This is a genomic window from Leptospira ellinghausenii, from assembly GCF_003114815.1.
GTDB classification, from domain to species: domain Bacteria; phylum Spirochaetota; class Leptospiria; order Leptospirales; family Leptospiraceae; genus Leptospira_A; species Leptospira_A ellinghausenii.
The window spans coordinates 547716-567464 of sequence record NZ_BFAZ01000009.1; the positions used below are offsets into that span (position 1 = coordinate 547716).

The 19749-nt window shown below is 37.3% G+C and carries 18 protein-coding genes; 10 read left to right on the top strand and 8 right to left on the bottom strand.

The window, feature by feature from the left end:
- The first annotated feature begins 283 nt into the window (after window positions 1-283).
- The 4 genes from DI076_RS11030 to yihA are packed head-to-tail and all read left to right on the top strand — an operon-like array spanning window position 284 to window position 4156.
- Complete coding sequence (locus tag DI076_RS11030) at window positions 284-2212, top strand: SpoIIE family protein phosphatase (RefSeq protein ID WP_108959921.1); 1929 nt, start codon at window positions 284-286, stop codon at window positions 2210-2212.
- Window positions 2209-2526: a PP-loop family protein gene (locus tag DI076_RS20440; protein WP_108959922.1), complete on the top strand. Its 318-nt coding sequence runs from the start codon at window positions 2209-2211 to the stop codon at window positions 2524-2526. The genes DI076_RS11030 and DI076_RS20440 overlap by 4 nt, the downstream gene beginning before the upstream one ends.
- Window positions 2508-3509: a tRNA lysidine(34) synthetase gene (locus tag DI076_RS11040; RefSeq protein WP_108959923.1), complete on the top strand. Its 1002-nt coding sequence runs from the start codon at window positions 2508-2510 to the stop codon at window positions 3507-3509. The genes DI076_RS20440 and DI076_RS11040 overlap by 19 nt, the downstream gene beginning before the upstream one ends.
- Window positions 3510-3514: 5 nt before the next feature.
- On the top strand, window positions 3515-4156 hold the full coding sequence (gene yihA, locus DI076_RS11045) for a ribosome biogenesis GTP-binding protein YihA/YsxC (protein WP_108959924.1): 642 nt from the start codon (window positions 3515-3517) through the stop codon (window positions 4154-4156).
- Here yihA and DI076_RS11050 read toward each other — a convergent pair.
- From DI076_RS11050 to DI076_RS11070, 5 genes are all read right to left on the bottom strand, one after another.
- On the bottom strand, window positions 4126-4845 hold the full coding sequence (locus tag DI076_RS11050) for an RNA-binding protein (protein WP_108959925.1): 720 nt from the start codon (window positions 4843-4845) through the stop codon (window positions 4126-4128). The two genes, yihA and DI076_RS11050, sit on opposite strands and share 31 nt — an antisense overlap.
- Window positions 4846-4965: 120 nt before the next feature.
- Window positions 4966-5649: a surface adhesin Lsa25 gene (lsa25, locus tag DI076_RS11055; RefSeq protein ID WP_108959926.1), complete on the bottom strand. Its 684-nt coding sequence runs from the start codon at window positions 5647-5649 to the stop codon at window positions 4966-4968.
- A gap of 16 nt (window positions 5650-5665) precedes the next feature.
- Complete coding sequence (omp85, locus tag DI076_RS11060) at window positions 5666-7153, bottom strand: Omp85 family outer membrane protein (protein ID WP_108959927.1); 1488 nt, start codon at window positions 7151-7153, stop codon at window positions 5666-5668.
- A gap of 72 nt (window positions 7154-7225) precedes the next feature.
- Complete coding sequence (locus DI076_RS11065; RefSeq protein WP_108959928.1) at window positions 7226-7735, bottom strand: acyl-CoA carboxylase biotin carboxyl carrier protein subunit; 510 nt, start codon at window positions 7733-7735, stop codon at window positions 7226-7228.
- Window positions 7736-7744: 9 nt separating this feature from the next.
- Window positions 7745-9181 carry an acetyl-CoA carboxylase biotin carboxylase subunit gene (locus DI076_RS11070; protein WP_108960927.1) on the bottom strand — a complete coding sequence of 479 codons (1437 nt, stop codon included), beginning with the start codon at window positions 9179-9181 and terminating at the stop codon, window positions 7745-7747.
- A 94-nt stretch (window positions 9182-9275) separates the two neighbouring features.
- On the opposite strand from DI076_RS11070, the gene DI076_RS11075 reads away from it, so the two are divergent.
- The gene (locus DI076_RS11075) at window positions 9276-11276 is read left to right on the top strand and encodes an LTA synthase family protein (protein ID WP_108959929.1); all 2001 of its coding nucleotides are present in this window, start codon (window positions 9276-9278) and stop codon (window positions 11274-11276) included.
- Here the strand turns inward: DI076_RS11075 and DI076_RS11080 are convergent.
- Entirely contained in the window at window positions 11256-11570 is a 315-nt protein-coding gene (locus tag DI076_RS11080) for a 7(1) septoil knot domain-containing protein (RefSeq protein WP_108960928.1), read from the bottom strand. The two genes, DI076_RS11075 and DI076_RS11080, sit on opposite strands and share 21 nt — an antisense overlap.
- Window positions 11571-11634: 64 nt before the next feature.
- On the opposite strand from DI076_RS11080, the gene DI076_RS11085 reads away from it, so the two are divergent.
- Entirely contained in the window at window positions 11635-13989 is a 2355-nt protein-coding gene (locus tag DI076_RS11085; protein WP_245918389.1) for a dual specificity protein phosphatase family protein, read from the top strand.
- Here DI076_RS11085 and DI076_RS11090 read toward each other — a convergent pair.
- Together DI076_RS11090 and DI076_RS11095 are read right to left on the bottom strand one after the other, a co-directional pair.
- Window positions 13986-14789, bottom strand: coding sequence for a lysophospholipid acyltransferase family protein (locus DI076_RS11090; protein WP_108959931.1), 804 nt, complete (start codon window positions 14787-14789; stop codon window positions 13986-13988). The genes DI076_RS11085 and DI076_RS11090 overlap by 4 nt on opposite strands.
- 97 nt (window positions 14790-14886) lie before the next feature.
- Window positions 14887-15990 carry an LIC11274 family protein gene (locus DI076_RS11095; RefSeq protein ID WP_245918390.1) on the bottom strand — a complete coding sequence of 368 codons (1104 nt, stop codon included), beginning with the start codon at window positions 15988-15990 and terminating at the stop codon, window positions 14887-14889.
- A gap of 151 nt (window positions 15991-16141) precedes the next feature.
- On the opposite strand from DI076_RS11095, the gene DI076_RS11100 reads away from it, so the two are divergent.
- Genes DI076_RS11100 through DI076_RS11115 form a run of 4 tightly spaced genes read left to right on the top strand, consistent with a single transcriptional unit; the run spans window position 16142 to window position 19736 of the window.
- Window positions 16142-17020 carry a DUF2225 domain-containing protein gene (locus DI076_RS11100; protein ID WP_108959933.1) on the top strand — a complete coding sequence of 293 codons (879 nt, stop codon included), beginning with the start codon at window positions 16142-16144 and terminating at the stop codon, window positions 17018-17020.
- Between the two features lie 4 nt (window positions 17021-17024).
- Window positions 17025-17819, top strand: a complete 795-nt coding sequence (truA, locus tag DI076_RS11105; RefSeq protein WP_108959934.1) for a tRNA pseudouridine(38-40) synthase TruA — start codon at window positions 17025-17027, stop codon at window positions 17817-17819.
- Entirely contained in the window at window positions 17791-18429 is a 639-nt protein-coding gene (locus tag DI076_RS11110; protein WP_100715737.1) for a hypothetical protein, read from the top strand. Before truA ends, DI076_RS11110 begins: the two co-directional genes overlap by 29 nt.
- A complete protein-coding gene (locus DI076_RS11115; protein ID WP_108959935.1) occupies window positions 18429-19736 on the top strand; it encodes an LIC11270 family surface protein in 1308 nt (435 codons plus the stop codon). The genes DI076_RS11110 and DI076_RS11115 overlap by 1 nt, the downstream gene beginning before the upstream one ends.
- Window positions 19737-19749: the final 13 nt, after the last annotated feature.

Here is a 19749-nt window from a genome sequence, read left to right on the forward strand (position 1 = left end):
ATGGATTGGATGGGATTGAATTTTTTCGCGCTCATAGGTTTTGCTCTTTGTTATTACGGATTGCTGGAAAGGAACACAGATTCAATTTGCTTATTTTATCATCACAATGTACGGTAAGCAAACAATTAAACGATTTTTTCAACATTTCACTTGCCTTCCTTTCGATTTCAGCAGAAAAAACAACATTTGCTTATAGATTAAGCACAAATCGTACCAGGTTTCTTGGATCGACACGAAATTCTTGTAGCAGACGAAAAAAGAAATCGGATACCCTGGCTCTGTGATGAACGAGGAATCGGATTTTGAAAGGATCTGTCTGTTATGCGCCGAACCTCGGGTTCCCAGTGGACTCACCCAAAGAGGCCGTTTTTTTTGCCAAACATGCCAAAGGGAATGGATCTTAGAAAAAAGGAAAATCCCTCGTGTTGGAAAAAATGTTCTCAATTCTGAAGAAAAAACAGAATTCCTTTTAGAAAACCTTTCCCTCTTTAATTCATCACTTGGTTTAGAAGACCTAATGTTTCGATTTAGTGAATTGATCGCAGATCGATTAAAAAAAGATAAAATCGCAATATTTATCACCAATCTAGAGTTAGGTGAAATTAAATTAGCACATTATTACTCAAAACAGAAATACTTACAAAGAGCTATCAAACGTTTTACCCTAGATTATGATTTGAGTTATGGAATCCTAGTAGAAGCAATGGCGAATCGTGAGCCATGTTTTTATAAGTTCAGTGACCAAACTCATCCTTTTTATTCCTTTTATTCAAAACTTACAGGAACAAAGTCGCAATTAGTATTACCAATCTTATATGCAAATATAGCTGTTGGGATGATTACAATTGACTACGATGAAGAGGATCCAACCGAATACATCGAAGATGAGGAAATACTAAAAATTATTGTCGGACAATTTGCCGTATCTCTCAGAAATTCTCTTTTATTCTCCAAATCAAAAAATCAGTCAAAACATTTCAGAAGTTTACATACAGCTGCTCTTACACTAAGCCAACTGTATTTAAACAATCATAATGAAATGATACGTATGATCCTACTCACCTTGTCTGGGATTGTAGACTCTTCTATTTCCTGTTTAATTGAATTTCCAATTGATAGTGCTAAGGTTAAAGTATTTAAAGTCTATCGAGATCTGGATAATTATGAATTAAAAACTCATACAGAATCCATTGAATCAAAAGAATTAAATTCAATTTTACAAACAAAAGAAATTATGACAATTGATCCTATTAAGATTCCAATCTTAGAAACATTAGGTATCGTTGGGAAAGAATCAATGATTGTTCCAGTCAAATTAGAAAATGGAACCATCTGTATTTTCATATTAGCAAAACAAGATAGTAGATTTCCAAATGAAGAGATCGAAGCCTTAAATGCATTTGTTTCCCTTGCTCGAATCACAATGGAAAATTCCAATTTGTACCAAAACCTTTCGAACAAAGAAAGATTGGAAAAAGAAATTGAAATCGCAAAAGAAATCCAAAGTAATCTTTTGCCCAGAAATACTCCTGAAGCGGAAGGTTTTTCCTTTGGTGGATTCATGGTTCCTGCTCGTGGTATTGGTGGTGATTATTACGATTTTATCCTTTCACCGAATCGAAATGAATTATTTGTGTGTATCGGAGACGTGAGTGGTAAAGGTGTTGCTGCAGGCCTTGTGATGGCGACTGTCCGAACCATATTACATTCGCTTGTGAGAGTCAAAGATTCACCTTGGGAAATTTTAAACGATATTAACAATTATCTCTATTCTAGTTATAAAGAAGCTATTACACCTAGATTTATGAGTATGATTTTGATTCGTTGGAATTTGGTGACCGATGAAGTTGATGTGTCTGGTGCAGGTCATGGAAATTTTTACCATTACCATGTGAACCAAAAGTCTTTACAATCAATTGAAACAGGTGGAGTCATTTTAGGAATTAGCCCCGATATTTCAAAATTCAAAAATGAATCTAAATTACAATTCCATGCAGGAGATACAATTTTACTTTTTACAGATGGGGTAACGGAAGCACTCAATGCATCGGAAAAACAATACGGTGAACCGAGTCTAGAAAAAAGTTTCCTTTCAAATATAGAATTAGAACCAAAAAAGATACTGGAGAATATCTATTTGGATTTAAAAGAATTTGTCAAAGAACAGGAACAACACGATGATATCACTATGGTGGCTGTGAGAAAAATATGAACCTAGAAATTCCGGTCTCCATTTCCACCCATTTTGAATCAATGCTCAAACGAATGGGTAACAATCTTCCAAATCATTGGGTTTCAAACAAAACTAGATTTTTACTTTCCTATTCTGGTGGAAAAGACTCCAGTATCCTTCTCTTATTTCTTAAATACCTAAAAGACAAATACAAAATCGAAACTCCTCATCTGTTTTATCTCTCACATGGAATCAGAGAAATCCAGGATGAAGAAAACGAAATGTTAGTTTATTTAGAAAACTTTGGTTTTCCATTTTCGTTTGTAAAAAAAAAATCCCAAATCTCGCCTTAAAACTAAAAAAAGGACTCGAAGAAACTGGTAGATTAGTCCGCTACCATGAACTTAAAAAAATTTCGCGCACAAACCCTTCAGTAATTCTTACAGGTCACCATTGCAAAGATTACACCGAATCTATTTTCTTACACCTAACAAGAGGTGGTGGGAAAAAATCATTTTATACACTTCCTCCATTTGATGGCGAACGATTTTTACCATTAGTATTCCTAGAAGACCAAGAACTAAGGGATCTTTATGAATATGTTTCAACTCATATGCGAATTTTTGAAGATGAATCAAATTCAGACCCCATTTACAAACGAAATCGAATCCGAATGGAATTGTTACCCATTCTCGAACGAGAGAAATGGAATTTCCATAAAACATATTGGAATTTCCATGATCGAACACAACTCAATATCCAATTTGATGGTATAATGAGCCCAAACCAAACGATATCTCCCAAAATGTTTCGGATCCCACATGAAACATGGATGAGTTTAAATTTATCTGCAAAAAAAGAATTAATCGACTTTCATTTAAAGCTGATGGGAATGTATCCACTTTATAAATCTGGATTTGAAAATTTTCATCTACAATCCGAAGGGGAAAGAGCATTTTTAGAAAACAAAAATTGTTATTTATACAAATCAAAGTTTGGTGATCTTTTTATCATTGATAAAAAGTCTTCCGCATTTAAAAAAGCAATCTCTTATCGTGAAGGAAACCAACTTACGATTGAATGGAATCAAAACCAATTTAGAATCAAAGACCCTGAAGAAAGGTATTCACTTGGATCATGGCATCATGGGCAAAAAATTCAAATTCGCTCAGGAAACAAGGAAATTTCGGAATGTATGCGGGAGAATGGTATTCCATTTTTCCTTAGAACTTTTATTCCCATCCTTTATTTTGAAAATGAACCGATTCAAATTTTATTTTCGCTCTTCTCCAAAAACGAAAAGAATTATCCCAAACGAATCTATTTGGAAAGGTGATCTAGATGCACAAATATTCCAAAGAAATTCCTTTTCCTGAAACCAAATTTTTCACTTCTATTGCCAAATTGGAAGAAAAGGAAGATTTAGACTCGGTTCAATCCATTGCATTTATGGGAAGATCCAACTCTGGAAAATCTAGTTTGCTCAATGCGTTATCCAATCATAGAGGTCTTGCAAAAGTATCAAAAACTCCTGGAAAAACAAAACTAATCAACATTTTCAGAACCAAAGTTGGCTTTAATTTGATCGACTTACCAGGATTTGGTTATTCGAAAGCATCTCACAAAGAACATAAAGATATGATGAATCTTTTAGAAGGATTTCTCAATTCATGGAAACAACTTAAAGTTTTATTTATACTATGTGATTCCCAAAGGGAGTTCCCAGAAGAGGAGTTGTCTACAATCGAAGTAGCAATGGAAAAAAAAATTAAACCCGTTGTGATCAGAACGAAAATTGATAAATTAAATCAAAGTGGACAACACAAAGTGCGAACAGAAATGGAAGATGCTATGAATGAGATAGGAGTTCCGTTTCGAGTATTTTATATTTCTGCAACAACGGGAAGAGGAATAGGAGAATTACGAGAATTTATATTAGAAACACTTGGAATTCAAACGAAGGTATCCAAAGTGGAACCGTAATTTGAATCCATTTTATAATTGAGCATTCCAAATACATTAGAGGCCATCATCTTACGAAAATCAGTAAGTAGTGCAAAGGTTTCTTTTAACTGTTCTTTGATTCGAAGCAAACGGACTTCTTCTTCTAATCGTTTTTTTTCAGATTCCAATTCTTTTTGACGTTCTGTCGAAGTTATATCAGAAGTTTTTTTACTCTTTTCAGATTCTAAACGAGTTTCCAATTCTTTGATTTTTGATTCTAAGTTTTTTTCATAACTTCGTTTTTGGATTTCTTTTGGATTATTTCGATCAACTTGATCAGAAGATTTTTCTTTTGTCTTTTTCTCTTCTTCTGCTTTTTGTTGGAACAAATCTTGTACAGATTTCCCATCTGAATATGGTTGTAAACTTGGATCGTCTTCTTGTTTGGAATTTGGTTTTGTCACAGCATGTGTTTCACCACTGACAGCAACCATTCGACCATCTCGAAGTTCATAATTGATTTTGACTTGAACTGATTGAATTTCTCTTCCTTCTCGGAAGGCTTCATTCTTAAATTCTTGGGCGTGTCCTAATTCATGCGAAATGACATGTAAGGCAGACATTGTTTCAGGAGCACTTTCTAATTGGCCATGACCGACATAGTTCACCCTTCGATCTCTTAGGAGATCTACATTCATTCGGCTGAATGTGGATTCTTCTATTCTCATGAAAACCTAACCACCTAATGGGTACTTCGGTCTGAATGGATAAAAGTTTAATATGAAATTGATTTTTTGAAAAGTAAAAACTCTCCTAAAATTAGGAGAGTTTTTGAATGGTTTGAGAAATTAAGGACCCTGTCTCACACAACGGACATAATTCCTTTGTGTTTTTACGACGGAACGTTGGACTCCATAGGATTGACGGTCAAACGAAATTGCAAACGCAGTTTCACCTGGTAAATCGTCTTGGTTAGACCAAGCAGTCCAATAATCTTCCTCTTGGGTGGATGGAAAAAATTGTAAAGTTGCTGCACGTCCAGGAATCACCAATCGTTGGTATTCAATGGGAGTTGGAACTCGCCAAGTATGCCCTAAAAAGTTACTATTTTGGCATGCTGCATACAACTCACTTGTTCCTTGGATACTGATGGATGAAAATCCTTGGATCACTTGAGGGAAGTTGATCGAATTACAAGCATGCGTTTTGGAATCACAAAACGCAACTTGGATTGCACCAGCTCGACTGGAATCATAAGGGTTGTAAATGGATCCTTGAGGAGCCCCCAAACAATCATTAAATCCCGATCGGTATATTTGACCGTGTGAACATTTTTGCCAAACCAAATTGGAAATTGCGTCTGTCACGGTTCCATTTCCATTATCACGCAAACTCTGATTTGCCAAGAGTCCTGCGAAAAGTTGGTTGGTTTCTTCTGGACTTAATCCAAAGACATCGTCTACAGGTTTCATTTCGCAGTTGATGAATAAAGAAATTGCCAAAAGAGCAAAACAGTAATGAAGTTTTTTCATAATCTTAAAGTGCTCCCTAAAATATGTGATTAAAGTTAATAAAGGTCTGTCTATCTTCATTTGAAATCGCATGATCAATGTAGATAACTGTTGCTTGGTTCCAAGGAATTCTTAGACCAATACCTCTTGAATGTTTGTAGTTCTTTAAGTTGGCATCTTGAGTTCGATCCCAAACTCGCCCTACATCATAAAATGGCACTAATTGGAAATCAAAGTGTTGTCCACCGAATTCAGCTTCGGCAAATTTCCATCTAATCTCAAAGTTTGCATATGCCATTGTTTGGCCAACAAAACGATCTTGTTTGTAACCACGAATGGTTGTTCTACCACCAAGACCTGATTGGTTCACTTCCGTTCCCCACATATTACGGTATTCGTAAAATGGTGCATCTCCGTTTGTTTGGATCATTGCACCACGTGCAGCTAACACAAATTTCTCTAGAAGTTCAGGAGGTCTATTGGTAAACCAAGTGACTGGACTTAAGAAAACACGGCCGGAAACTAAGTTTTTGTTAAACTCATAGTTAGATCCAATTGCTTTTGTGGAACGTTCATGAGTGTATTCTAAAAACAATCCTCTGTTTGGATCTGGTTCAAAATCTCGTGTATCATAAACAATACCAGCACGAATGGTATTCGTATAACCACCGTTTATACCCAATACTTTTCCATCTTTAGCATCACGCGTCAGTTTTGTTTCCCCTTGCGGAGTTGTGATGGTTCGATCGATGTCTAATAGCCCGAGGATTCCATCAGCAGGTCCGAGGTATGCATTGTTATTTGTACCATCAAATCTTCGAATGATTTGTTTTGATAAACGAACTCCTGTTACTGTTCTGAGTGTTCCGCCAAAGAACGAGTATTCCCCCGAAGTACTGAAGTTAGGATTCTCAATGTCATAACGGTTGTATTTATTATCACTGACAATTGGAGATTCGCCGACTCCAGCATCACCTGGCCTTCTGAAACTTAAATTGTCTTCGTAATCAGAAAAAGGTGCATTCCTACGGATCCTTCCATTTGGATCATTTCTTTCTAAGTAAGAAAGAGGCTGGAGTGTACCTTCCCCAATGCCAAAATATAAGGAGTTTGGATTTCTTTCATAGACTGCATCCGCACGTAACCGCCATTTGGTGTCGAAAATATAGGGTGCATCTAAACTTAACTGGTGGTAAGGAGCACTTTTTGTCGTATTAAAATACTGAGCAAAAATCCTCACACGGTAAGGTGTGTATTCAAACATGGGAGAAGTTCGATTCCCATTGTAAAAATACAAAACACGAGCACCATACCCAATCCCTACGTTCGGATCGGAGTTGATGAGAGGGAGTCCAGTGAAGTAACCTCCCTCTTTTTTATTCTTAAAATCACGCTCACTCAATCTCTTCTTTTCAGAGATTTCGAACGGAAGGTCGGTTCGCGGTGCTCTCTCCTGTGCAAAAACACTCGATACCATGGAAAAAAATAACAGAAGTATAAAACTTCTCAAAATAGAATTGTACATTCTCTACCTATTCGCCAAAGAAACTGCCTTATGGTGGGAAATTTGCAAAATATGTCAAATAGATTCGAAAATTTATGTTTTTTCCACTTCGATTCTGTGTAAAATTAGTAGTACCTCGTCCTGTTGGACAAGTTCCCCTTGCTGTTTTCGGATTTCCTCCACGCTGCAAGGGTAAGGGGCTTTGATGGCATTTTCCATTTTCATGGCTTCCAAAATTAACAACGTTTCCCCTAAACCGTGTTCGCTTCCAACTGAAGTAGAGATTTGCACTACTTTTCCTGGCATGGGGCTTTTGATCTCAGGGGAAGTTTGGCCTGCAACTTCATAGGACCGTTCTGCTAATTTTACATTCCAAGATTCCCCTTTCCAATGGAAAAAAATTTCATTCCGAATCTTTAGAAATTTAAGCAAAGAACCATCTTTCATCTGGACCGTGACCAAGTTTTGGTCTTTGGGTTTCAAACCTTCTATCAGAGAATCTGTATCAATGGTATAGGTTTGGTTTTCCAAACGTACACGAATGCGATTGCCACTCACATGTACGGATGTTGGTTTCGATTTTGTTTCAAATAAAAAATCCATACTGCTACCTTATGTGATCCAAGGATCTACGTTTTGTTTTGATGAGAAAAAAAGACCCGCTAACGCAAACTTGAGTTCTTCTTTTGTATTCTCTTTTAATAATTCCACTTCATGGTCTGCAATATAATGAGTAGAAACCTTACCTTGGAAAAATTCCTTAGTTGATACCAATTTTTGCAAAAACTGCAAATTCGTTTTGGGGCCAAAGACAATCGTTTCAGACAAACATTCTATAAGTCGCTGAATGGCTGTTTCACGGTCCTCTCCCCATACAATTAGTTTTGCGATCATGGGGTCATAATACATTGTAATTTCGGATCCCGTTACCACTCCTGAATCGATCCTTAAGTCTTCTCTTGTGGGAAAGGACAAATGATGGATTTTTCCAATTGAAGGCAAAAAACCTTCTTTTGGGTCTTCTGCATAAATTCGCACTTCAACCGCATGTCCTTTCTGAGGAGGAGTTTGCAGAATTGGAAGTGGTTCTCCTTGGCAAACTCGAATTTGCCATTCCACTAAATCAAGTCCTGTTGTCATTTCTGTGACAGGGTGTTCCACTTGTAACCGAGTGTTCATTTCTAAAAAATAAAACTCACCACTCTCGCCTAATATAAATTCTACGGTGCCGGCACCTTCATATTGAACAGCTTTGCCAGCCAGGACAGCTGCCTCTGCCATTTTTGATTTCAGAGAGGACGGAAAATTTGGAGCTGGTGTTTCTTCGACAACCTTTTGGTGTCTTCTTTGTAAGGAACAATCCCTTTCGTGAAGGTGGATAATGTTTCCTTGAGTATCACCAAAAATTTGGAACTCAACGTGCCTTGGATTCACTATGTATTTTTCTAGTAAAATACGATCATCACCAAAAGCAGACATCGCTTCTCGTTTAGCAGATAAAATTCCTGATTCTAACTCTTCCGGTGAATTGATACGACGCATACCTTTTCCACCACCACCAGCACTCGCCTTTGCCATGACAGGGTATCCAATTTTATCCGCTTCATTTTTGAAAACAGACATCTCTTGGGAATGGCCTTCATAACCTGGAACAACAGGAACTCCACTTTTAGCAACTAATATGCGTGAGCCGATCTTATCACCCATCGCTTCAATCGAATGAGATTTAGGTCCGATGAATCGAATACCGTTTTGTTCTAATTTTTTAGCAAAGTCCGTATTTTCGGATAAAAATCCATAACCAGGATGGACTGCATCTGCACCTGTAGCCAAACATGCTTCGATCACTTTTTCCACATTTAAGTAAGAAGAACGTGCATCTGTTCCACCTAAAGGATAGGCTTCGTCGGCACTTAAAACGAACAAACTTTGAGAATCGGGATCAGAATAAACAGCTACTGTTTTGATCCCCATTTTTTTTGCAGTGCGTATGACTCGTACAGCAATTTCACCACGATTGGCGATGAGTATTTTTTGGATCGGCTTCATGTGAGTAGGATCAAAACTATAGAATAGCAAAAATAAATCAACAGAAAGATCGTAAGTGAATTGACCATCCCAATCATTCACAAATTCTTTTTTTATGCTGAAGTTGTTTTTTAAACCTAGATTTTCAGACCGTATTTTTTTAACATATGTAGGCTTCGGATTTTTAACTCTTTTCCTTCATCGAATTCTATTTTTTTATGTATATTCCTACCGTTTAGAAAAAATCGATTTTCTCTTAATTTTCAAAGCATTCCTAATTGGCTTCCGCTTCGACCTTGTGACAGTCTCCATCGTGTTAATTGGATTTTATCTTTTATCGATTTGGGATTATGCTTCAAAGTTTAGGTTTTATAAAAATCTGTGGCTCGTAACACCTCTCATCCTTTTTCCAATTGGAGTATTACATCTTTTTGCTGATTTACTATATTTTGAAAATGCAAATAAACACATTGGTTATGAAGCCATTGTATTTTTGGGAGATTTAGATGTGTTGGTTTCTTCTGCCTTTTCGGAAGCTCCTTTCAAAATTTTATCTTTTCTATTCTTCATAGGTGCTTATGTATATGGAATTCGGTTTTGGTTTCTTAAGAACAAAATTGGTTACCAAAGCAATGAACCTGAACCGAAACGTTATTCAATTTCAAAGTTGGTCATTTGGCTATTATTCTTTTTTATAGGCTTACGTGGTGGTCCACAAGAATCACCTTTAAGAGCCAGTGAAGCTATCATTTCTGATGACGCTCTCATCAATCAAATTGCATTAAATGGAATTTATACCACTATTAATGATTTCAAAAGCCAAACCATTCCCAAACATCTCAAAATGAGTGAAGCAGAAATGCTTTCGATTGTGAAAGAGGAAGTTCAATTTGAAGGTTCTGAATTTGTGAATGATGCAAACTTTCCATTATTAAGAAAACTAAATGAAATTCCTGGGAAAAAACCAACCAATGTTGTATTAGTGATCCAAGAATCTTGGACTGGTAAATTTGTTTGGCCAATGTCGGATGGTATATTTTTAGGAAAGGAAGTCACACCGTATTACAATCAATTGGCGAAAAAAGGGCATAGTTTTAAACGTTTTTATGCCAATGGGGGACGAACAAGTAATGCGTTATTATCTGTCTTAACAAGTATACCCGACAGACCAGGACTAACAGCCATTCGTACACCACAAATTCTAAGTAACTTTTCTGCTTTAGGAAATATTTTCTCAGAATTAGGTTACGAAACTAGTTTTATCACTGGTGATGATTTGAAGTTTGATAGTTTGGCAACCATTTTACCCCATTTTGGATTTAAAACTTTAATCGGAAAAGAAGACTTCCGTAAAGAAGGAAAATACCAAATAGGTGCGTGGGGGTATGATGATGAACATCTTTATACCAAAGCATTGGAAACAATGGATTCATATGAAAAAGGGAACAAACCTTTTGTGATCACGATCCTTACCATGACAACCCATTATCCTTATAAAGTACCAGACAAAAAATATGAAATTTTTGATTCGAATGTTACAGACTATGATTATTTAAATACCTATCATTATTCTGATGCTGCCTTAGAAGTTTTTATGAAGGAAATGCAGAAACGAAAATACTTTGAGAATACCTTATTCGTATTTGTTGGCGACCATACCCACCATCGTTATCTATCTTATTTTGAGGATCGAATGGTGCCCTTCTTATTATATGCGCCTAAGTACATTAAACCAAGGTTAGACGATAGGATATCTTCCCAACTAGATGTATTACCGACAATATTAGGTGCCATTGGTAAAAAAACGTATTTTGCTGGATTTGGTAAAAATTTACTCGCACCCAATGTAAAATCAGGTAGCACTTATTTTGCTTATGGAAGTGCTTGTGGTTGGATCGATGAAGAAAAGATCCTTTACCAAAGTGTTGATGGAGACACACAATTTATATTCCAAATGGTGCCTCCTTATGCAGAAGATCCAGCTTGCAACCCAAACCGAACAAATTGTACGAAACAAACCTTAAAAGCAAAAGCCTTTTTTAATTTGTCCTTGGAGTTAATGAATCGGAATTCAATTTATCCATTGGAAGGTAGTTTACGGTACTCCAGGAAATGAATCTACATACTTCACTTTAAAGTCCGGAAAACTGGTTACAATTTGGACTTTAAAATCAGGAAAGGATGTAACTTCTTGCCACTGCCCGCAATCTGATGGAAAACTAGTTACCTTTTTTACTTTGAGGTCAGGAAATGAATCCACCACTTGCACCTTAAAGTCGGGGAAACTTGTCACAAACTGAACTTTGCCCGCTAATTTTTTTCCTTTGAATGTACAGTCAGATCCAACTTCACCTGCTGAAATACCAAAAGTCATCACAACACCTAGTAAAAATACCAAAACAAGTTTCATAGTCCCTCCAAAATTTAAGAAATAAATTCTCGATTTATTTTTAAGGATGTCAATCCTTTTGTTCATGAATTCAGAATCGGCAATTTTATTTACCCAATGTTTACAAAATGATTTCACTTCTCTTTTGGATAAATATGATCCACTTCCCAATTCATTACACATTGGGTATGCAGAAGCCAATCGATTATTAGGCGAAATGGTGGAAGACGGTCCTGTTTTTTCTCTCATGGACTGGGCATACGAATCAAATCCAAAACAATTAAAGATAATCCATATACGAGATTGGCATGACCCAAACGCCAAATCACAAGAGGACCATCTAATCCAGTTTGGATACCATTGTCTAAAAGATACAAAAGGAGCAGAATTTGTATTTCAAAATTGGATTGAATCTGATCCCAATCGCGCAGAGATCATCAATGCTTCTGGATTAAATGACTTTGTAGGTACGAATTTAGAATCCGTTTTACAACCTTATAAAGGGAAACCATTAAAAGTGGGGATCACAGGTGTTTGGACAGAAGCCAAAGTTACTTTTTTATGTTATGACTTAAAAACAAGATACCCAGAATTTGATATTGCAGTTTGTTCAGCGCTCACTGCTAGTTCCTCTTTATCAATGCATTTTATCGCTTTAGACCAACTTAAACAAATATTAGGTGTGAAAGTGTATTCATCTATTGGTGCGTTTACTGAATTTTTAACAGGTGAACAGCCAAATTTACAAAAACGAATTTCAACCAATGCAAGAATCTCAAGTGATAAACTAAAATTGGATCCTAAATATCCGATTTCAGAATTAGACAAACAAATCCTACTCTACCTATTCCGTGATTGTAAAGATGTTGAATTCAAAACTTTGGATGGTGGTTTTTCAGGCAATGTAGTTTTAAAATCCAAATCTATAGATCACTTAGGACATGCTCAAGTGCCTTGTGTTGTCAAAATTGGAAATCGTGATTTGATAGCAAAAGAAAGAACTTCCTTTGAAAGGATCCAAGAAGTTTTAGGAAATAATGCTCCTTCCATTGTTGATTTCTGCGAATTAAATGATCGTGGAGCAATCAAATACCGTTATGCTGCCATGTTAGATGGAAACGTAAGGACATTCCAAAAACTTTATGGATTGATGCCAGATGGCACCGGCCTTGATCGAATCATTGACATAGTATTTGGAGAACAACTTGGACGTTTGTTTGAAGCGACTTCCGCAGAAAAACTAAATTTACTCGAATATTATGATTTCCAATCTAAATATGCAAAATCAGTTCGAAATAGAGTAGAATCTCTATTAGGTGGTCCACAACAAACTGATACAATTTCAATCTTCCCAGGCTATGAAGTCACCAATCCATGTTCCTTTTATGAGAAGGACCTTTCATCACTTAAAGAATACAATGCAATCACTCATAATACTTCTTATGTACATGGTGACTTAAATGGAGCGAATATCATCATCGATGCCCAAGACAATGTTTGGATGATTGATTTTTTCCATACCCACAAAGGGCATATTCTCAGAGATTTATTAAAATTAGAAAACGATGTATTGTATATTTTTTGTAAAATAGAATCTGAATCTGAATGGAAAGAGGCGATTGTTCTTACCAATATTTTACATAACCAAGAAGATTTAGGAATTCCACTTTCCTTTGATCCACCAAAAGAACTTTCCAATGAAAAACTTCGGAAAGCCTACCGGGTGATTGCCAAACTAAGATCATATTATCCAAAACTTGTCAAACTAGACAGAGACCCATACCAAATGCATGTAGGTGCATTACGATATGCGATGCATACTCTCTCCTTCGATGAATGTAATGATTGGCAAAAAAAATGGGCTTTGTATGTGGGGGGACAACTCATCAATAAAATCAAATCATACATCCAAAAATCAAAGGTATTACGCATTGATTATTTAAAACCAATCAAGAATCAAAATGAAATCATTACCAAGATTGGTCTTACCATTTTACCAGGAAGAAAAGACCGAGGAAGAGTATTGTTAGATGATTTAAAAACCATAAAAGAAGAAAGTATCACACACATTCTCAGTCTCATTACAGAACAAGAATACAATCAATACGGAGTGAATGAGCTAAAAACTGAAATCCCAAAATATGGTATCGAACAGAAACAAATTTCAATCTTAGACCAAAAGGTTCCTAGTATGGAACAAATGAAGGATATCGTGAATTGGATGGATACGATTCTCTCCAAAGATCAAAAAGTGTTAATCCATTGTGTTGGTGGTCTTGGGCGTTCTGGAACCGTTGCGAGTGCTTATTTAATCTGGAAATATAAAATGGATTCTGAATCTGCGATCCAAAAAGTGAGAGAATCGAGAAGTGAACGTGCAGTAGAATCACACGAACAAATCCGATTCCTAAAAGAGTGGGAAAATTTGTATAAAGATTAAGTAGTCTGAAGTTTATTTCGTTCCACTTCTAACATTCCATCTAACTCAAGTTTTTTGGAATGCATTACTTGATATAGATGGTTTTGGAATTCTTCCCAGCTGGAAAAATCATTTGGATGATGGATGCCAAGTCCTAAATAACCTACCACATTTCCTTTTTGGTATTCTTGGTATGTGGTAACACCTGATTTTATTGCCACAAAAACTGGAATTTTTTGGTCAAAAGCAATTTTCACCATTCCCTTTTTTAATGGTTGGATTTCCTCACTATATGTGTTTTTCCCTTCTGGATAAACGATATAGGAAGTTGTTTTTAATCCCTCGATTAGATTTTTAACAGAGACTGCAATCGACATTGCTTTTGAGTTATCAAATACTTGTGAACCCATGGCAGTCATCCACCAGTAGGCAAACCATGCTTTTTTAATGACTTGGTTTGCTAAAAATGGTTTTCTGATCACATAACAATCGTAAGGAAAATCCATTTCGTTCACGTGATTCAAAAAAATCATATGTCCTTTTTCAGGAACAGTAAATTGATTGAAGACTAAAACGTTTGTTTTAGTAATTTTTTTGACATCTTCGGCCCAAATTTTAGTGCCTTCTAAAAATTCCTTAATTCTCTTTTCTTTGTTCCCTGAAATTGAATGATACAGGCCACGAATTAAGTATGGACTCGCTTTTCCGAATACCAACAGAGTGATTCGTAAGTATACTTTCATCACCAAACGCCCGTAGTGAACGCTTAGTCCGTGTAAGTTTTTTTCAATTAAGTTATCTACAACTGGAATTTTCGCCATAGCAACAATTAGACAAAAGAGTGGTTTCTATGGATATAAAAAAGCCCAAGAAATTTCTTGGGCTAATGCATTCGGAAACAGTGTTAGATATTGTTTCTTATTGTTGCGGAGTGGTAGTGCTTCCTTGGGCTGGTTTCGCAGGCACATTCAGAGCTTTTTTACGTTCTTGGTCGTATTTCATGAACACCATATTATTAGAGTCCAATTCATAAACACGTCCTCTTACATCTGCATGGTCCACACGGTATTCTTCCGGCACTCTTACATCAAACATTGCTTGGAGTCTATGGTCATACTTAACATAAGGGTTTTTTGAAAAGTCATAAGTTACTCCATCAATTTTAACTGGTTGGCCTTCCACAGTTGCACCAGTTTCATCTTTAGATGCTTCTGTTTTTGCCTGTGAGTTATTGAGGTAATAGTTATCATAAGGGTATTTTAATTTATAGATATTGATGGCATTGGCTTTCGAATCACGTGCCAAGTTGATCGCACCAAAATACAAATCAATACGATACTTTCTGTGTGAAGGTTGGAGTTTCTGGTGTTTCTCAAGATTTTTTTCCACCTTTAAAGCATTGGCTCTCGCTTCTTTAGCAAGTCCTAAGTGTTTGTAACCAAGCTCCATATTTTTTTCAATGTCGTACTTATTGTAACTATAATGTGCTTCTTTTGGGTCGTACATCCTTCTTTGGTAAGGTGCTTCCCGAGGAAGGTCCATTACGTCTTGGCGGAAGTAAGATCCTTTTCCATACTCAATGGAAATATCAAGGAGTGCCTTGTCCATTGGGTTGTTTGGATTTTTGCGTTCCATTGCCGTTTTCATCATTTCTTCGGCACGGAGGATGTACAACTGGGAAAGTTCTTCTGTTATTTTTTCAACTCCCAATTGGCATTCTAAGAACCTTTGGTAGGCAGAGGGGAAATTACCTTCAAAATGGTATTGTAACCCTTCTTGGTAAATGCGTTTGGCTTCTAAGTATTTTTTCATACGGAAGCCTTCCTTCCCTTCTGGAGCATTTAGCTCTGTTGGTTTTCCTTCCGCATCTTCACCACGAAAGTTTTTGACGATTGGCTCAAGCTCACGGAGGTAAGTCAAAAGCTCGATACGTTTTTGATAGGATTTACTAGAGACTGATTCTGCAAACATAGGTGCTTGCATCACGAGACTCATCATGAGAATAAGAAGGGATTGTTTCATTGCTCTGCCATTCATTCCGTTTCCGTACTTTCCTTCGTTAGAAGAATCTTACAAGTAATTTCAGGGTGTCCCCTGTGAGTATTATCGGAGATTTATGATATTGGATTGACAGATTGTATTTTAAAATTGAGCCTTTTCCTAGATTTTTCCTATGTCCCAAGCCGCCGCCCAGTCAAAAAAAGTATCTTTTCGTGCCAAAGAGTCTACAGCTTGTCCGATTTGTGATGAAAATCACCAAAAGGAGCAGATGTTCCAGGGGGGTGGACGACTCATCGCTGGGAAATTAGCCCAAGATTTACGCCGTTTGTATGAAAAAAATAGAAAATTTGGTCGTGTGAGTCCACTCGATTATGTCATGACCGTCTGTCCACGTTGTCTGTATTCTTCCTTTCCTAAAGATTGGAACGCACTGAACCCAGCAGACAACGAAGCCATTCGAATGGCAACTGACGCTCGCCGTAGTTATATCGAAAAAATCCTTGGGCCACTTGATTTTACTCAGGACCGCCAAATTGTGTTAGGTGCTGCTTCCTACTTACTCGGAATGGATTGTTACCAATTACGAGGTGTGAGTGTTGCCCCTACTCCTAAAAAAGCAGTTTGTGCTATACGGGCCGCTTGGTATTTTTCTGACTTACATGATGAATTCCCAAATTTAGGGTATGACAAAATCAGAGACCTACTCTACCAAAAAGCTGCAGTAATTTACGGATACACTTTAGAACTCATGCAGAATGGAAACGAACCTGTTGACCAAGCGGCAGGTATGCTTGGACCTGATACCGATAACAACTGGGGATTTGATGGTGTTATTTATCTAAATGCATTTCTAACAAAAAAATTCAAGGACCAAATGGCTCCCAAACCAGAAGACCAGGTTTTACTACTATCACGTGCCAAACGAACACTTGCTAGGTTGTATGGATCAGGAAAAGCAAGTAAAGGAAAACCAGGCCCAATTGTCGAAATGACACGCGAATTGTACGACGAATACAACGCTATCCTCGAAGCAATGGGAGGCGAGAAGTAAGGGTTTGCCCAATTACGCACTTCTTGTCGAATATGATGGCACTCATTTTTATGGGTGGCAAAAACAAAAAGACCTTCCTACGGTCCAGTTTTCGATCGAATCTGCACTTGAGATCATCTTAAGAAAAAACCCCGCTTCACGTCTGTCAGTTGCCGGTAGAACGGATACAGGTGTACACGCCCTAGGAATGGTTTGTAATTTTAAAACAGAATTTCCAATTCCCAATTTTCACAAATTATTAGTCTCACTCAATGCGTTAACACCAACTGGTGTTTCGATTAAAAATGTAGTCGAAGTTCCACCCGAATTCCATGCAAGGTTCAGTTGTACAGGAAGAGAGTATATTTATAAATTATACTATAGTAAATATGAAAGCAGTTTTATACAAGGCCGAGCGTTTTGGGTGAAACACCATATCGATTGGGAATTGGTTCAAAAACAATTAGATGTCTTAGTGGGAGAAAAAGATTTCCGATCCTTGGCAAAAGCAAAATCGATGTCGGGGAAACGATCCATCCGGGAGATTTTGGCCATCAATTTGGAACAATTGACTCCCGATTGGTACCAAATCCGGATCCGGGCCAATGGATTTATGCACAATATGGTGCGAATCACAGTTGGAACTTTACTAGACATCGGAAAGGGACGTTGGGAATCTAGATCCATAGACTCCATATTGGAAGAAAAGAACCGTTCGCGAGCTGGGGTCACTCTCCCGCCGGATGGACTCTATTTTGTCCGTGCGTATTACGAAGATCATCCGGAAATTCATGAATTGTACAAAATCCCTCTTCCTTAGTATCCTTTTATCACTCACTCTTTTTTCTGGACTCCTTTCCGCTCAAACCCTTGAAGAGTACAACAAACGCCGGTATGAGATCGGTGGTTGGGTAGGCGCGGCAAACCCAATGCCTGGAACCCCTACCGTGCGTGTCCTAGAAACCACACTTGGTGGAGGATTTTATGCAAGAATGCCTTGGCCATGGATCTTTTACACAGAAGTGGGTGGTTCTTATGCTGTATTTTTATCCCGGTCGGAAAGAGCCCTCACAGCGATGCCCTTATATGCTGCCTTAGCGTATAAAATCCCACTCGAACTTCCCATTCAATTTTTTCTAAAAGGTGGTGGCGGATCGTCGTATGTTGTGGCACGTCCTGCCGATACCGCTCGTTGGAACCCTACCGCCTTTGCTGGGTTAGAAGCCAGTTTTATTGCTGGTCGTAGAATTCGAATTGGGGTACGATTGGATTATTATAAGATTTTTGAAACCCAAATGGACATCCCTAACCAATATCGTTATCCATTAGCAAGCCCATATGATGATCCACGTTTGCAAAATCCTTCGAATTATACCTTACAGAATGTTGATTTTTTCTATTTTGGTCTAACAGTAGGAGTATTGTTCTGATGAAATCTAAATTCCTACATACTTGTTTTTTGATTCTTTTGGTATCCATTCTGATGGACTGCAAAACCAAACTTGATTTAGGTGATGAAACCAAACTCCCAGTTATTTCAACTCTTTTCAATAATAGAATGTTACTGCTCCTAAAAGGTACGTATGCAACTGACAATCCACTCGATTGGAATGAATTGAATAACGGTACTGGTGATTTGTATGTTGATTCCCAAGGGGAAGGTCTCGACCCAACGATGACTTTAACAAGTTTACCAAAAGCTGGTAATTTACCCATCTTTTTGGACATAGGGGAAGTTAGAATTTCCAGTAAATACTTAAAAGGTTTAAATGAATTAACACAAATTAGAGATACAGTAGATTCAAATAAATTTTGGGATTACATTGCTCCTAACCGACAAGTTTTTTGTACCGTCACTTACTCATTTGATAACAATACCTGTACAGAAAGTAACGGTATTTTGAAAGCAAATGATTTTTTCAGTGGGATTGGTGCCCAATTCCCATCGAATGATCCCTCGTCTGAAACTCTTAGTTGGGAACAAGCATATGCATCTGGCCAACCTTGGTTAGGAAGAGAATACTACTATGCCGCTATTTATTTTAGATCACTAGTGACTGGTTATGCGTTAGATGCAGGTATACCAGTGAGAGGAAGATTTGATAATAGAACAATTGTGAATGGATTAAATATCGTTCCAAGAAATAATTACGTAGCTGGAACAACCACTGCAGAAAAAAGTAATATCGTACCAAAATTATTCCCCGCATTGTTCACTCAATTGCCAACGCAATCGGTTCAGTCTGATATGAGGATTCGTGATGGATTTGATCCCTACATTTTAGAAGTCAGAATCAACTTAAAAGAAAACTTGATGTTACATTCATACACCTCAAGTAGATCAACTACTGTCACGTACGTCGGTGTGAGTGATATTTTTGCTGATCACAAAGGTGAGGGTGATGCTGGTGGGAATATCTTAACTAGAGCAAGGGTCATTTACCCAGAGGTTGCTTCTAGTTTAACGATCAGCGGTGGAGGGAATTCTCTTTTACACTATTATGGGATTTTCCGTTTCCAAGAAACCGAATACCTCAATGTATTACCTCTAGCAGCAACTCCCGCAAAACAAAACGCAAAGATCAAATACTTAAATCCAGGAACTTACAAAGTTGTTTGTTTGGGAGATTTGTCAAAAAGAGACGGATATCCTGATACTGTTGTAAGAGAAACCGCTTTTACAATTCCTGATTATCCGTTCCGACAAACGTATGACATTGCTTTGTCCTGCCCTTAGGAAAAAAATAGTT